The 14,472-nt window shown below is 63.1% G+C and carries 13 protein-coding genes; 11 read left to right on the top strand and 2 right to left on the bottom strand.

The window, feature by feature from the left end; genetic code table 11:
* Positions 1-183 precede the first annotated feature (183 nt).
* The 6 genes from ACSFCA_RS23085 (at position 184) to maiA (ending at position 5,491) form a co-directional block, all read left to right on the top strand.
* Positions 184-1,362, top strand: coding sequence for an ABC transporter substrate-binding protein (locus ACSFCA_RS23085; protein WP_108142788.1), 1,179 nt, complete (start codon positions 184-186; stop codon positions 1,360-1,362).
* Between the two features lie 4 nt (positions 1,363-1,366).
* Positions 1,367-2,284: a branched-chain amino acid ABC transporter permease gene (locus tag ACSFCA_RS23080; protein ID WP_093056040.1), complete on the top strand. Its 918-nt coding sequence runs from the start codon at positions 1,367-1,369 to the stop codon at positions 2,282-2,284.
* 4 nt (positions 2,285-2,288) lie between these two features.
* The gene (locus ACSFCA_RS23075; RefSeq protein ID WP_435461336.1) at positions 2,289-3,317 is read left to right on the top strand and encodes a branched-chain amino acid ABC transporter permease; all 1,029 of its coding nucleotides are present in this window, start codon (positions 2,289-2,291) and stop codon (positions 3,315-3,317) included.
* Positions 3,314-4,072, top strand: coding sequence for an ABC transporter ATP-binding protein (locus ACSFCA_RS23070; protein ID WP_435461335.1), 759 nt, complete (start codon positions 3,314-3,316; stop codon positions 4,070-4,072). Before ACSFCA_RS23075 ends, ACSFCA_RS23070 begins: the two co-directional genes overlap by 4 nt.
* Positions 4,069-4,782, top strand: a complete 714-nt coding sequence (locus tag ACSFCA_RS23065) for an ABC transporter ATP-binding protein (protein ID WP_435461334.1) — start codon at positions 4,069-4,071, stop codon at positions 4,780-4,782. Before ACSFCA_RS23070 ends, ACSFCA_RS23065 begins: the two co-directional genes overlap by 4 nt.
* A 70-nt stretch (positions 4,783-4,852) precedes the next feature.
* Positions 4,853-5,491 (top strand): maleylacetoacetate isomerase, encoded by a 639-nt coding sequence (gene maiA / locus ACSFCA_RS23060; RefSeq protein ID WP_435461333.1) that lies wholly within the window; start codon positions 4,853-4,855, stop codon positions 5,489-5,491.
* A gap of 45 nt (positions 5,492-5,536) precedes the next feature.
* On the opposite strand, the gene ACSFCA_RS23055 is transcribed toward maiA, so the two are convergent.
* The gene (locus ACSFCA_RS23055) at positions 5,537-6,535 is read right to left on the bottom strand and encodes an alpha/beta fold hydrolase (protein ID WP_435461332.1); all 999 of its coding nucleotides are present in this window, start codon (positions 6,533-6,535) and stop codon (positions 5,537-5,539) included.
* 16 nt (positions 6,536-6,551) lie between these two features.
* Positions 6,552-6,866 carry a tautomerase family protein gene (locus ACSFCA_RS23050; protein WP_435461331.1) on the bottom strand — a complete coding sequence of 105 codons (315 nt, stop codon included), beginning with the start codon at positions 6,864-6,866 and terminating at the stop codon, positions 6,552-6,554.
* 35 nt (positions 6,867-6,901) lie between these two features.
* On the opposite strand from ACSFCA_RS23050, the gene ACSFCA_RS23045 reads away from it, so the two are divergent.
* The 5 genes from ACSFCA_RS23045 (at position 6,902) to ACSFCA_RS23025 (ending at position 14,462) form a co-directional block, all read left to right on the top strand.
* The gene (locus ACSFCA_RS23045) at positions 6,902-7,807 is read left to right on the top strand and encodes a LysR family transcriptional regulator (RefSeq protein ID WP_435461330.1); all 906 of its coding nucleotides are present in this window, start codon (positions 6,902-6,904) and stop codon (positions 7,805-7,807) included.
* A 127-nt stretch (positions 7,808-7,934) separates the two neighbouring features.
* A complete protein-coding gene (locus tag ACSFCA_RS23040) occupies positions 7,935-9,443 on the top strand; it encodes an efflux transporter outer membrane subunit (RefSeq protein WP_435461329.1) in 1,509 nt (502 codons plus the stop codon).
* Positions 9,440-10,663 carry an efflux RND transporter periplasmic adaptor subunit gene (locus ACSFCA_RS23035; RefSeq protein WP_435461328.1) on the top strand — a complete coding sequence of 408 codons (1,224 nt, stop codon included), beginning with the start codon at positions 9,440-9,442 and terminating at the stop codon, positions 10,661-10,663. Before ACSFCA_RS23040 ends, ACSFCA_RS23035 begins: the two co-directional genes overlap by 4 nt.
* A 3-nt stretch (positions 10,664-10,666) precedes the next feature.
* Entirely contained in the window at positions 10,667-13,711 is a 3,045-nt protein-coding gene (locus ACSFCA_RS23030; RefSeq protein WP_435461327.1) for an efflux RND transporter permease subunit, read from the top strand.
* Positions 13,712-13,793: 82 nt separating this feature from the next.
* Positions 13,794-14,462 (top strand): response regulator transcription factor, encoded by a 669-nt coding sequence (locus ACSFCA_RS23025; protein ID WP_435461326.1) that lies wholly within the window; start codon positions 13,794-13,796, stop codon positions 14,460-14,462.
* Positions 14,463-14,472 lie beyond the last annotated feature (10 nt).

Here is a 14,472-nt window from a genome sequence, read left to right as displayed (position 1 = left end):
TCGAGCTTCCCTGGGCCAACACGAGTTTCACTGAACACCTCTGGCGCATCTCGCAAGTGATGCGCGCGGATCGCGCTCGGCCCGGTTTCGCGCGACCGCATCTGCCTTCGCCTTCTGCGAGACGGCGTTCCACCTTTCCTGCATACCTCACGCAACCCAGGACCTGGCTTCGCCAGAACGACCATGACGACACCGAACACTTCTTTTCGCCGCACGGCCCTGACACTCGCCGCACTGACCTGCGCGGGCATCGGTCATCTCGCGAGCGCAGCCACGATCGGCATCATGGCACCGCTTTCCGGACCCATTGCAGTCGTGGGTCAGGACCAGGTCGATGGCTTCATGCTGGCCGTCGAACAACTGGGCGGAAAGCTCGGCGGCCAGGCAGCCACCGTGCTGAAAGAGGACGACCAGCTGAAGCCGGAAATCGGCGGCCAGATCGTGCGCAAGTTCATCGACAAGGACAAGGTCGACGCCATCGTTGGCCTGAGCTTCTCGAACGTCATGATGGCAAGCCTGCCGCGCATTGCCGAGTCCGGCACCGTGGCCATCGCGACCAATGCAGGACCGTCGCCAGTCGCTGGCGCCGGCTGCAAGGCGAATGTCTTCTCGACGGCTTGGCAGAACGACGGTGCAGCCGAAGCGATGGGCAAGTTCGCGCAGGACCGCGGCGTGAAGAAGGTCTACCTGATGGCGCCGAACTACCAGGCCGGCAAGGACATGCTGAGCGGCTTCAAGCGCTACTTCAAGGGGCAGATCGTCGAAGAGGTCTACACGCAGGTGAACCAGCCGGACTACTCCGCCGAACTCGCCCAACTCCAGGCGGCCAAGCCTGATGCCGCTTTCGTGTTCTATCCGGGCGGCATGGGGGTCAACTTCATCAAGCAGATGGCGCAGGCCGGACTGATGACGAAGGTTCCGCTGTACTCGGTCTTCACGGTGGACGGCACGACATTGCCCGCCTTGCGCGATGCGGCCGTCGGCAGCATCAGCGGCGCGATGTGGGACGCCGCGCTGGACACGCCGGAGAGCAAAAAGTTCGTCGCCGCCTTTGAAGCCAAGTACAAGCGCACGCCAAGCGAATACGCAGCCACCGCGTACGACGCGGCCAACCTGTTGAACATCGCGCTCGGCAAAGTCAAGCCAGGTGACAGCAAGGCGCTGGCTGCCGCAGTCCGAGCCGCCGGCGACGAGTTGAAATCGGTGCGCGGCCCTTTCGCATTCAACAACAACAACATGCCGGTGCAGAACTACTACGCCTTCGAGACCGTGAAGGACGGCGGGCGCATCACCGGCAAGTTGCTTGCAACGCCACTGACGAAGCACGTCGACGCGTATCACACGCAGTGCGCACAGAAGTGATCTCATGAGCAGCACGCTCGTTCTCGCACAGCTTCTCAACGGGCTCCAGTACGGGGTCCTGTTATTCCTGCTGGCCGCCGGCCTGACACTGGTCTTCGGCATCATGAGCTTCGTCAACCTGGCGCATGGATCGCTCTACATGATGGGCGCGTACTTCGCGGCCACCGCCTTCCAGTACACCGGCTCGTTCGGTCTTGCCGTTGCAGCGGCCATGGGCGGCGCGCTGCTGCTGGGCCTGGTGCTCGAGCTCGCGGTCGTGGCGCGGCTCTATCGCCGCGACCACCTCGACCATGTGCTGGCCACGTTCGGACTTGTGCTCTTCTTCAACGAGCTGGTGCGCATCGTCTGGGGTTCGCAACCGGTCTTCCTGCAGGTGCCCGACTTCCTGAGCGGCGCCATCGACATCGGCGGGTTCAGCTATCCCTCCTATCGGTTCGCGATCATCCTGGTCGGACTCGCGGTCGCGGTGGGTTCCTGGATGCTGATCAACAAGACAAGAGTGGGCATGCTAATCCGCGCAGGTGCCGTCAATCCGGCAATGGTTGCGGCCCTGGGCGTGAACATACGGTTGCTCAACGCCATGCTGTTTGCCGTTGGCGCCATGCTGGCAGGACTGGCCGGCGCGATGGCCGGGCCGATTCTTTCGGTCCAGTCGGGCATGGGCGAATCTGTCCTGATCACCACGCTCGTGGTCATCGTCATCGGGGGTATCGGCTCGGTGACGGGGGCCTTCTATGCCGCCTTGATCGTGGGCATCGTCGACACGATGGGCCGGGTGTTCCTGCCGCTGATCCTCAGGCAGATGACGGAGCGCTCCTTTGCCGACGCGGCCGGTCCCGCGTTGGCCTCGATGCTGGTCTACCTGCTGATGGCGGTGGTTCTGGCCTGGCGGCCCCAAGGGCTCTTTCCGGCCAACAGGTGATCCCATGAAATTACTCCTCTCACGCCCCAGTGTCTGGGTGCCGCTGCTTGTCCTGCTGCTCCTTGCAAGCGTTCCCCTGGTCGCGCAAGCGACCGGCGAGACCTTCTACATCGCCTTCTTCGCACGCATCATCATCTATGCCATTGCCGCCTGCGCGCTCAACATCGCACTGGGCTACGGTGGGCTGGTGAGCTTCGGTCACTCGCTGTTCCTGGGGCTGGGAAGCTATGCGGTGGGCCTTGCGGCGTTTCACGGCATCGGCAGCGGCTGGGTCCATCTGCTCGTGTGCCTGGTCGCGTGTGGCCTCGTGGGGCTTGTCACAGGCGCGATCAGCCTTCGCACAAGTGGCATCGCCTTCATCATGATCACGCTGGCCTTCGCCCAGATGGGCTATTTTCTCTTTGTGAGCCTGAAGGCTTATGGCGGGGATGACGGGCTGTCGATCGCGATGGGCAGCCGCTTCGGGCCGTTCGATCTTTCTTCGGCCACCAACGTCTACATCGCCGCATTCGTTGTTCTCGTCTTGTCGCTTTGGTGGTTAGCGCGCCTTCGCGTAGCGCCGTTCGGCATGGTGATTCGCGGCGCCAGGCAGAACCTGCGGCGCGTGAATGCGGCAGGCATTCCGGCCAGGCGTTACCAGTTGCTGGCCTACGTTATCTCTGGCATGTTGTGCGGCGTCGCGGGCCTGTTGCTGGCCAACCTCAATGCGTTCGCATCGCCCAGCACGCTTGCCTGGTCGGTGTCCGGCGAGCTGATCGTGATCGTGGTGATCGGCGGGCTCGGGTCGATCTTCGGGCCACTCCTGGGGGCCCTGGTCTTCCTCGGCCTGGAAGAAGCGCTGAAAGGCGTGACGGAACACTGGATGGTGATCTTCGGCCCACTGATCGTGCTGGTCGCCCTGCTGGGCAAGCGCGGCATCGTCGGCCTGCTCGAACACTTCGACGCGCGCACACCGGTCAACGCATCGACGACCGCGCCCATTGCAGAACACGCAGCCATCGATGCGACATCGACAGCCAGGAAGACGACATGACCTCAACCGTTCTTCGCACTGATTCGCTGACCAAGCGCTATGGCGCGCTGCTCGTCACCGATGCCGTATCGCTGGACATCGGTGAAGGCGAACTGCACGCGATCATCGGACCCAATGGCGCCGGCAAGACGACGCTGATCAACCAGCTCTCCGGTGAGCTCGCATCAGACTCCGGCGCCGTATGGTTCAACGGCGTCGACGTATCCCGCCTGCCCATCCAGGAAAGGGCGCAACGCGGCCTGCTGCGCTCCTACCAGATCACTTCGGTGTTCGAAGACTTCACCGTGATCGAGAACGCCACGTTTGCTGCCCTTGCCTCCAAGCGACATGCATTCCAGTTCTGGCGCCCGATGGCCGCCGATCCTCGAGCTCTGCGTTCGGCCGAAGAGGCCCTTGCAGCGACCGGCCTCGGGAGCCGCCATCATGTGGCCGCTGGCGATCTGGGGTACGGCGAGAAGCGGCAGCTCGAACTCGCCATGAGCCTGGCCGCAGGTCCGAAGTTTCTGCTGCTCGACGAGCCGATGGCCGGCATGAGCGTGCAGGAGTCCAGCAGCGTGATCGCGCTGCTTCAGCGGCTCAAGCGTCAGTACACCATTCTTCTGGTGGAGCACGACATGGACGCGGTATTCGCATTGGCCGATCGCATCAGCGTCCTGGTCTACGGCAGGATCCTGTTCACCGGGACCCCCGACGAGATCCGCAACCACCCTGAGGTACGGGCTGTGTATCTGGGCGAAGAAGAGGCCGAAGCATGAGCACATTTCTGTCTGTCAAAGGCGTGAAGGCTTCCTACGGCCACGCGCAGGCGCTGTTCGACATTTCCTTCGACGTCGGTACCGGAGAAGTCGTCACGCTGCTCGGGCGCAACGGCATGGGTCGGTCCACCACGGTGAAATGCCTCTTCGGCATGTTGCCTGTGACTGGCGGGAACATTTGGGTCGACGGCACCCGGGTAGATCGATTGCCTTCGCACCGCATTGCCCGGCATGGACTTGCGCTGGTACCCGAGGGGCGCCAGATTTTCTCCAACCTCACGGTGGAAGAAAACCTCGTCGCCACGGCGCGTGCCAGTAAAAAGGAAGTCATCCGTCAATGGGACCTGGACCGCGTTTACGCCTTCTTTCCCCGGCTCAAGGAAAGGCGCGGCAACCTTGGAACGCAACTTTCCGGTGGCGAGCAGCAGATGCTGGCCATCGGCCGGGCGTTGATGACGAATCCTCGCCTGCTGGTGCTCGATGAAGCCACTGAGGGCCTGGCCCCCCTGATCCGCAACGAGATCTGGCGCGCGCTCACGGAACTCAAACAGGACGGCCTGTCCCAGATCGTCATCGACAAGAACGTCAAGTCGCTGTTGAACCTCGCCGACCGTCACTTCGTGATCGAGAAGGGACGCGTCGTATGGAGCGGGAGCTCCACCGAACTGCGCGGGCAACCTGAGATCGTTCATCAATACATGGGGGTTTAGTGCGATGGCGGCGAAGCGGCCGCCGCGCATCCGAGACCTCCGAAGAAGTCCCTTCCCGATATCCAACACCATGAAGCTCTACAACTTTTTCCGAAGCGGCACCTCACACCGCCTGCGCATCGCACTGAATCTCAAAGGTCTGAGCTATGAACAGATCGCGGTCGACTTGCGCAAAGAGGAGCATCTCGGCGAAGCCTACACGACCATCAACCCCCAGCAGTTGGTGCCGACACTGGACATCGGTGACACCCTGCTCACCCAATCGCCAGCGATCATCGAGTGGCTGGAGGAACGCTATCCAGACGTTCCTCTTCTTCCCTCGGGGTTGCTCGAACGCGCACATGTCAGGGCGCTGGCCGCAATCATCGGATGCGACGTTCATCCGATCAACAACCGTCGGATTCTGGAGACACTGCGCCATCGCTTCGGCGCTGACGAAGCAGCGATCAATCAGTGGTGCGGCACCTGGATCGCCAGCGGGTTCGACGCATTCGATGCATTGATTGCAGCCAAAGGGTCCCGCGGCGGCTTCTCGTTCGGCGACCGTCCGACGCTTGCCGATGCCTATCTTGTCCCTCAGATCGAAAGCGCTCGCAGGTTCAAGGTCGAGCTCGGTCGTTGGCCCAGGCTGCAGGCCATCGATGCTGCCTGTTCAAGCCTGGAGGCGTTCAAGCGCGCAGAACCGTCGGCGCAGCCCGACGCCGCTTGAGTGGTGCAGAGCGAGGCGGACCGCAAGCACGATGCCCGCTCCACCTCAGCGCGCCAGGAAGGCCTGCAGATCGCTGGTGAACTTGACGGGGTTCTTGAACATCAGGAAGTGATCGCCTTGCTCGGCTGACGTGTAGCTGTAGAGCGTAGCGTTCGGGATCACCGACTTCGCCCAGCGCTGGCTGGGCAGGTTGTTGCTTTCGTCGCCCGAGAAGATGGCAACGGGTATGTCGATCTTGTGGCGGACAACGTCGCGCCAGTCGCTCACCGTGTGATTGAACAGCACCCGTCCCATCGCCTGTGGATCGCTCTTGATGACTGCGCTGGCAAGGCCCTCGGAGTTCGCAAAGTAGGGCGAGTCGAACGACTGTGCGCGCTCGAACGGTTTCATGTCCGTGATGAGCTTGTTGACCGGGCCACCCGCAGTCAAGGCGGCCACCATCCGCTCTGCCGAACTGGTGCTCCCACCCGCTTCGGAACGCTCTTTTTCCGACCAATCGCTGTGCGAGTAGATGGAGATGGGTTCGTCCACGAAGACCGCCTTGTGCATTGCGCTGGTACCGAACAGATCGATGTAGCTCCACAGGACTGCCGCTCCCATCGAGTGACCCACGTAGTCGGCCGACTTCACGCCGAGGTGGTCGCCGAACTCCTTCAGATCCATCGAATAGCGTGCGATCCGGTTGCCATAGTCGACGTGCTGCGACAACCCCTGGTTGCGCGGGTCCAGCACGTAGACACGGTAGTGCTTGGCCAACAGATACATGACGTTGATGTACTGGGCACCATTGGCCGACCATCCGGGCACAAGGATCAACGGCTTGCCCTGCCCTGCCTCCCAGTAGGCCAGCTTGACCCCGTCGTTGGTGACGAAATGGTTAACTTGAAGGCCCTTGAAATCGGACAGCCTGGCCGGCATGCCTTCGACGCGATGGGGAAACACGAAGTCTCGGCCCAAGACCTCCAGCGCGGGTTCGGCTCTGACCTGGATGGAAAGCAAGCCGCACACCGCGGCAAGCGCGAGGCCTGCGATCGTCTTTTGCATGTTCTTCCTCCGCGAATCAGCCGGCGCTTTCTTCCGACGCTTTCCCGAAAAGCTTGCCTGCACCGGCCCAGTCGGACGCCTTGACGTCTTCGAAGATCACATAGATGTAGTTCGGGTCCGTCCCGGTATTGCGGACGATGCTCTGCGTGATCTCCGATGCGACCTTTTCCTTTTGCGCATGGTCCTTGCCTTCAAACCAACTCACACGAACGACGGGCATAAAGTGCTCCTTGAAACGGTTGAAGCCGACACTAAAGCGCCCTTGATGGACGTGGTGCTCCGGCTGTGGAATACCAATGCTAATGAAGAACTGAAGTCCATAATTAGCCATTCCTTCCACTCTGTGTAGCCTCTGGAGATACACCCATGCAACGCGACCCCCTGTCTGGCGTGTCCGTTTTCGTGGCGACCGCACGATCGAGCACATTCACGGAAGCCGCCGAGCGGCTGAGCCTGACGAAGTCGGCGGTGGGCAAGACCATTGCCCGCCTGGAAGACAGGCTCGGCTTCAAACTGTTCCATCGAACCACCCGCCTGACTAAGCTGACGGCCGACGGCGAGGCCTATCTCGCCGCCTGCACTTCGGCCATCGATGAGATCACTGCGGCACAGGCGGCCCTTTCATCCGACAACCAGATCCTCAGCGGACGGCTGCATATCGACATGCCCGTCGCGTTCGGTCGACGGGTCCTCTTGCCCGCACTCATCGAGATCACGCGGCCCCACCCGGATCTGAGCCTGACGCTCACGTTCTCGGACGCCACCAGCGACCTGCTGCAGGACGGAGTCGATCTGGCAATCCGCTTTGGGGCCCTCCCGGACAGTGCCGAGCTCATTGCACGCCATCTCGTGACACAAGAACGCGTGATCTGTGCTTCGCCGGCGTATCTGCAGGCACGCGGTGAGCCTCGAACCCTGGCGGACGTCCGGGCGCATCGCTGCATCGTGGGTTCACGGAAAGGTCCACCCCTCGTCTGGTTCGTGCACGACGATGGAACGCAAAAGCGCTTCACTCCGCCTGCGACACACCGGCTGAGCGATGGAGAGGCCATGGTGGATGCCGCCATCGGTGGCCTCGGGATCGTCCAGCTGCCCCACTCGCTGGTGCGCGAGCCATTGAGCGCCGGCCTCCTGAGACCTGTATTGCAGGCTTACTCGGGCGTCGGCGTGGAGGTTCACGCCGTGTGGCCGCGACAGGCACATCTGAACCCTCGTGTGCGCTACGTGATCGATCAACTTCTGGCCTATGCGACCAAAGGTCGGCTGGGTTGACGCCCAAACGGGGCCCTCTTAATCAATTCTTAATTTCGCTAAAGAGTTATTAAAGCCCGTCGTTCAGCATCTGCTCCAGCACGCGAAGACATGTCGTCGTCCGCATGCCTTTCAGACCGGAGACCCCATGCTGAACTGCGCAATGAAGCGCCACCCGATGCGCAGCGCGAAGCCGGGATTCACAGCATCCCTCCTGATTCCACTGCTTGCCGCACTGGCTGGCTGTTCAACGCAGCCGCCGTATGCAGCCGACGCCATCTCAGCGCCGGCAGCCTGGTCTGCGATGCAGCAGGAAGGCCTCTCCACAGCCACGGCGAACACCCAGTGGTGGCGCCAACTGCACGACCCCACCATCGACGCGCTGACCGGCGCAGCACTGGCCGACAGCCCCACCCTTGCTCAAGCCATGTCACGCGTGGATGAAGCCAAGGCTCAGTTGGGCGTTTCCAGCGCACAGCGCTTGCCGACCTTGGGCGTCAACGCCGACAGCACGCGCGGGCGCAGCCTGAACACCAATAGCAGCGATGGAAGCACACGCACGACCACTGCGACCTCCGTCGGCATCGGCCCCAGTTGGGAGCTGGACCTCTTCGGCCGCATCCGCAACTCGGTGGACGCCAGCGAACGCAAGCTCGACGCCCGGGATGCCGATGCCCGCGCAGCCCACCTTTCGCTGACTTCGCAGATCGCAAGCCAGGTGCTCGCGCTACGAGCCTGCGAGTTCTCCAGCATGGTCCTGGCAGAAGACATCGATTCGCGCGAGAAAACGCTTCAACTTACCCGTCGTCGCGTTGCCATCGGATTCGTCGCGCCCGTCGATGAAGCGCGCGCAGTCAGCGAACTGGCCACTGCGCGCACCAGCCTTGCCGCTCGACGGCAGGAATGTGCCCGCAGTGCCAACGCGCTGGTGGCGCTGAGTGGACAGCCACTCGACGCCGTCCGCGCGCTGGTTTCTGTCCCATTGTCAGCGTCGCTTCCCTCGGAAATCGGCAGAGACACTCGATTTGGGATCGACTCGGTGATGCCAGTCGCACCGCGCGCGCGGTTGTCTTTGCCTGCCGAGGTGCTTGCGGCACACCCGAGCGTGGTGAGTGCCGAGCGCGAAGTCGCCGCTGCCTGGGCGGAGATTGGCGTAGCACGGGCAGAACGCCTTCCGCGGCTGGACCTTTCCGCGGCATTGAGCGGCCAATGGCTTCGCGCAGCCGGCACCACGCTCGACTACACAGCCTGGTCAGCAGGTCCCGCGCTCGTGGGCAGTTTGTTCGACGGCGGACGCGGCGCGGCCAACGTGGCAGCGACAGAGGCCCGCTACCGCGGTGCGGTAGCTGCCTTGCGCATCGCCGTGCGCTCCGCGGCTCAGGAAACCGAAGACGCCTTGGCGGCGGTCGCCTCGTCCGATGAACGCCGCCTCACCACCCATGAGGCGGTGGTCGCCGCCCGGCTGGTTCTCGAAGCCACGGAAGCGCGCTGGCGCGCTGGCGCCGTGAGCCTCTTCGAGCTCGAGGACGCACGACGCCAGTTCGCGGCAGCGCAGGACAGCGCGATCGCCGCCGCACAGGACAGCGGCCAAGCCTGGATCAGCCTCGTGCGAGCTTCTGGCAATGCCGCTACCACCGAACCCCCTCTCTCTTCATGAACTCGAACGAGTCCGACAAAACCGAACCGGCCATGCTCCAGTCCGCAAAGCATGCCGTCCGCCCTGCTTTGCGTTCGGGTCGACGCCTTGCGTGGGTCCTTGCCACATCGACGATCATCGTGCTGTCCATCGCATTTGCCGTGTGGAACCTTCGGGGCCGCCATTCGCCGCTCCCCGCGGCACCGATCGCCTCTGCGTTGACGGTAACGGAAGTCATCGCGCGCACAACGGAATGGCCCACCACGCTGGATACCACCGGCGCGATTGCGCCATGGCAAGAAGCTGTCGTCGGCTCCCAGACCTCAGGGCTGCGGATTACAGAACTGCATGTCGGCGTGGGCGACGTCGTACGACGCGGCCAGTTCCTCGCGCGCTTCGACGCCGCCATGCTGCGCGCAGATGAAGCGCAACTTCTCGCCAGCCTTGCGCAGTCCGAAAGTCTCGCGGCGCAGGCCGATGCGAACCGCGAACGCGCCCTTCAACTCAAGGGCAGCGGAGGCATCAGCGAGCAGGAGATCCTTCAGTACGTCACGCAAGCCGCGACTGCGCGAGCGCAGGTCGATTCGGCTCGCGCGCAATTGAACTCCAAACGACTGCAGCTGCGCCACGCAGACGTCATCGCCCCTGACGATGGCGAAATCAGCGCGCGCTCGGCCACCCTGGGGGCGGTGACAAGCAGCGGACAGGAGCTCTTCCGGCTGGTGCGGCAAAGCAGGCTCGAATGGCGCGGCGAGCTCACGGCCAGGCAGATCGCAGCCGTGACCCTGGGGCAGTCGATTTCGCTCGCGCTGCCCGACGGCGGCACCGCCCAGGCGCGCATTCGTCAGATCGCGCCCTTGCTCGACGAGCGTTCGCGACTCGGCGTCGTGTATGCGGACATTGCCCCTGGCAGCACCGCACGCGGCGGCATGTACGCCAGCGGCCACATCGCACTGGCGCCGAGCGTCGCGTTGGTGGTGCCAGCTTCGAGCGTGGTGATCCGCGACGGTCGCAGTTTCGTTTTCAGATTGATTGGAGCCGAGGCCACGCGCCAGGTGCGTGCGCAGGCTGTGACGACCGGACGTCGACGTGGCACGGAAATCGAAATTCTGCAAAACCTCGCGCAAGGCGATCTCGTTGTTGCACAGGGCGCCGGCCTCCTCAACGATGGCGATACCGTGCGCGTCGCCAGTCCATCAGTCACCGCACCGTTGGCGGCGCTGACATCGCGAAAGGGTTGAGCGATGAACTTCGCCACCTGGACCTTGCGCAATCCGATTCCTGCCATCCTGTTGTTCGCCCTGCTGACATTTGCGGGTGTGCGCGGTTTTCAGCAACTCCCGATCCAGGCTCTTCCAGACCTGGACCTGCCAACCGTGAACATCGTGCTCTCGCAACCCGGTGCGGCTCCCGCCCAGCTCGAAACCGAGGTCGCTCGCACGGTAGAGAATTCGCTCGCCACCATCACCGGACTCAAGCACACACGCACGTCGATCACCGACGGCAGTGTGCAAATCCGTGTGGAATTTTCGCTGGAGAAGAAGCTTTCGGACGCCCTGATCGATACGAAAGATGCAGTCGATCGCGCGCGCTCAAACCTGCCGACGGACCTGCTTCAACCGACCATCAGCGCAGTCACCGAACGGGGTAGCCCGATCCTTACTTACGCCATCGCATCCGATCGAATGAACGAGGAAGCTCTTTCGTGGTTCGTCGATGACACAGTCGGCAAGGCGCTGCTCGCGGTACACGGTGTCGGACGTGTTGACCGGCTGGGTGGCGTCCAGCGCGAAGTCCGCGTCGAAGTGAACACCACGCAGATGAATGCGCTTGGCGTGACGACAACGGACGTCTCGCGGGCATTGCGGAGCACCCAGCAGGAATCGTCCGGTGGGCGCGGCCAGATCGGCCTCTCCGAGCAATCGGTAAGAACGGTTGCGACGGTGCGACAGGCCGCCGAACTGGCGGACATGCCAGTGGCTCTGGTCGATGGCCGCGAGGTGCGGCTCGACCAAGTGGCATCGGTGCTCGATACGAACGCCGAACGCAACCAGGCAGCACTGCTGGACGGCAAGGCCGTCGTCGGGTTCAGCGTCTATCGCGCCAAAGGATTCGATGAGACACGGATCGCACAGGGCGTCACCGAAGCACTCGAGCGCATGCAGGCCACCGACGCGTCTCTGGTCGTCACGCCGGTATCCGGGAGTGTGGAATACACCCGCGAACAGTTCCGCGGCTCGATGCAGATGCTGTACGAAGGAGCAATCCTTGCGGTGCTGGTCGTCTGGTGGTTCCTGCGCGACTGGCGTGCCACGCTGGTGGCAGCCTCCGCCCTGCCACTGTCGATCTTGCCGGCGTTCGCGGTGATGTCCTGGCTCGGCTATTCGCTCAACACACTGACACTGCTTGCACTGGCGGTGATCGTCGGCATCCTGATCGACGATGCCATCGTCGAGATCGAGAACATCGAGCGCCACCGGCGCATGGGCAAGTCCGTACTGCAGGCCACGGGCGACGCGGTCAATGAGATCGCGTTGGCGGTGATCGCAACCACGATGACGCTGGTGGTGGTTTTTGTGCCCACCACATTGATGAGCGGCGTACCGGGACTCTTCTTTCAGCAGTTCGGCTGGACTGCGGTGATCGCAGTATTGGCGTCGCTTCTCGTGGCGCGCCTGCTCACACCCATCATGGCCTCATGGCTGCTGAAGCCGCATGCACCTTCGGAAAAGCTGGAGGCAGACGGCAAGCTCATGCGCTTCTACCTGGGCTCGGTGCGGTGGTGCCTGACGCACCGCGGGACAACGATGGCCGCCGCTAGCGTGTTCTTCTTGATCTCGATCGCGTTGATCCCGCTGATACCGTCAGGCCTGATTCCTGCATCGGACCGCGGCTTCACCACAGTCAACGTCGAGCTACCGCCGGGCAGTTCGCTGAGCGACACCGTGGAAGTGTCGGAGCGCGTGCGCGGCGCGCTGCACGACGTCCCGGGAATTCGCAGCGTATTTACCGCCGTGGGAGCCGCACAAATCGGTGGTGCGGGCCAGGCTTCCGATGTGCGCAAGAGCGCGCTGACCTTGGTGCTGCGAGCCCGCGAAGACCGCCCCTCGCAAATGGCGATCGAAAAGAGTGTGCGCAGGATACTCGCCACGGTACCGGGTGCACGCTTTGCCGTGGGGGGTGGCGGCTCCGGCGAACAGATGTCGTTGATTCTCACGAGTGACAACGCGCAGGCGCTGAAAGCAAGTGCGCAAGCGTTCGAGCGCGATTTACGCGGCGTGAGTCGACTCTCGAGTATTCGCACAACAGCCAGCCTTGAGCGCCCCGAAGTCATCGTGCGGCCTGACCTCAAACGTGCCGCCGAACGCGGAGTGAGCACGGCCACGATCGGCGAGACCATCCGAATTGCCACCAGTGGCGATTTCGATGCGCAGTTGGCCAAGCTCAACCTCGACAACCGCCAGGTCGACATCCGTGTGCGCGTGCCCGATACGACGCGACAGGACATCGAAGCGCTCTCGAACCTGCGGGTGCCTTCTCGCAACGGACTGGTGCCGCTTTCGAGCCTGGCCGAACTGGCCGTTGAAAGCGGCCCAGCGCAGATCGACCGTTACGACAGGCGTCGCTACGTCACCGTCAGCGCCGACCTCGGCGGCATGCCGCTGGGTGAGGCCCTGACAGCAGCCCGCGCGCTGCCGGCTGCACAACACATGCCGCCGAGCGTTTCATTGATCAATACGGGCGATGCCGAAGTGGCGGCCGAACTGGCCTCGGGCTTCGGCCTCGCGATCCTCACTGGCGTGCTGTGCATGTTCTGTGTGCTCGTGCTTCTTTTCAAGGACTTCCTGCAGCCCGTCACCATTCTTTCAGCGATTCCGCTTTCGCTGGGCGGAGCCTTCGTGGCGCTGCTTCTGGCGCGAAGTGAGTTGGATGTTCCGTCGATGATCGGACTGGTGATGCTCATGGGCATCGTCACCAAGAACTCGATCTTGCTGGTGGAACACACGGTCGTCGGCATGAGGGACCGCGGTCTTCCTCCCATGGACGCGTTGATCGATTCCTGCCACAAGCGTTCGAGGCCGATCGTGATGACCACGGTAGCGATGATCGCGGGCATGCTGCCCATCGCCCTCGGGTTGGGCTCGGACGCGAGCTTTCGTCAGCCAATGGCGATCGCGGTGATCGGTGGTCTCGTGACCTCGACACTGCTCAGCCTGCTCGTGGTCCCCGTGGTATTCACGTATGTCGACGGATTCGAGCGCTGGTTCAGGTTGCGCTTCGCGCAGTAGGCCACCACGAACCTTAAAAAGATCCTAATAATCCACCGTCATCATTCACGGTGTCCCACCTGGCCAGAAGAAGTTCCTCTCCATGCACCTGCTCCTCGTAGAAGACGACGACATGCTGGGTGAAGCCGTGTGCGATGGCGCGCGCCAGAGCGGCTGGTCCATCGATCGTGTCGGCAATGCATCCGCTGCCCGGATCGCGCTGATCGACCATGCCTATGCCGCCGTGCTGCTGGACCTGGGCCTGCCGGGTGGGGAGTCGGGGCTGACGGTATTGCGGTCGATGCGAAGCCGCTACGACCCGACACCGGTCCTGATTCTCACGGCGCGCGATCAGTTGAGCGAGCGCATCCACGGCCTCGACGCGGGCGCCGACGACTACCTCGTCAAGCCTTTCCAGTTCGACGAGTTGTGGGCGCGCGTTCGCTCGGTCATTCGCCGCAGCCAGGGTCGCGTGATACCCGTTTTCTCCCGTGGCGACGTCACGGTCGACCGCAGTCGCCGCGCGGTCACCAAGGCCGGCCTCGATGTGCCGCTGAGCGCGCACGAGTACCGCACCCTGCTCGCCTTGCTCGAACGCCCCGGCCACGTCGTCACGCGCGACCAGCTACACGACGTGGTCTACGGAACGGCCAGCGTCGTCGAAAGCAACACCATCGCAGTGTTCATTCATCAGTTGCGCCGCAAGCTCGGCGACGACCTGATCCGCACCGTTCACGGCCACGGCTACGTCGTCGACCCGTCTCCGTCGTGAATTCGAAATC

Origin of the sequence: Variovorax multivorans (assembly GCF_051216835.1) — a bacterium.
In the GTDB taxonomy this organism is placed as follows: Bacteria; Pseudomonadota; Gammaproteobacteria; order Burkholderiales; family Burkholderiaceae_C; genus Variovorax.
The sequence above is the reverse complement of the archived record's forward strand: the minus strand, read 5'-3'. Positions and strand labels throughout refer to the sequence as shown.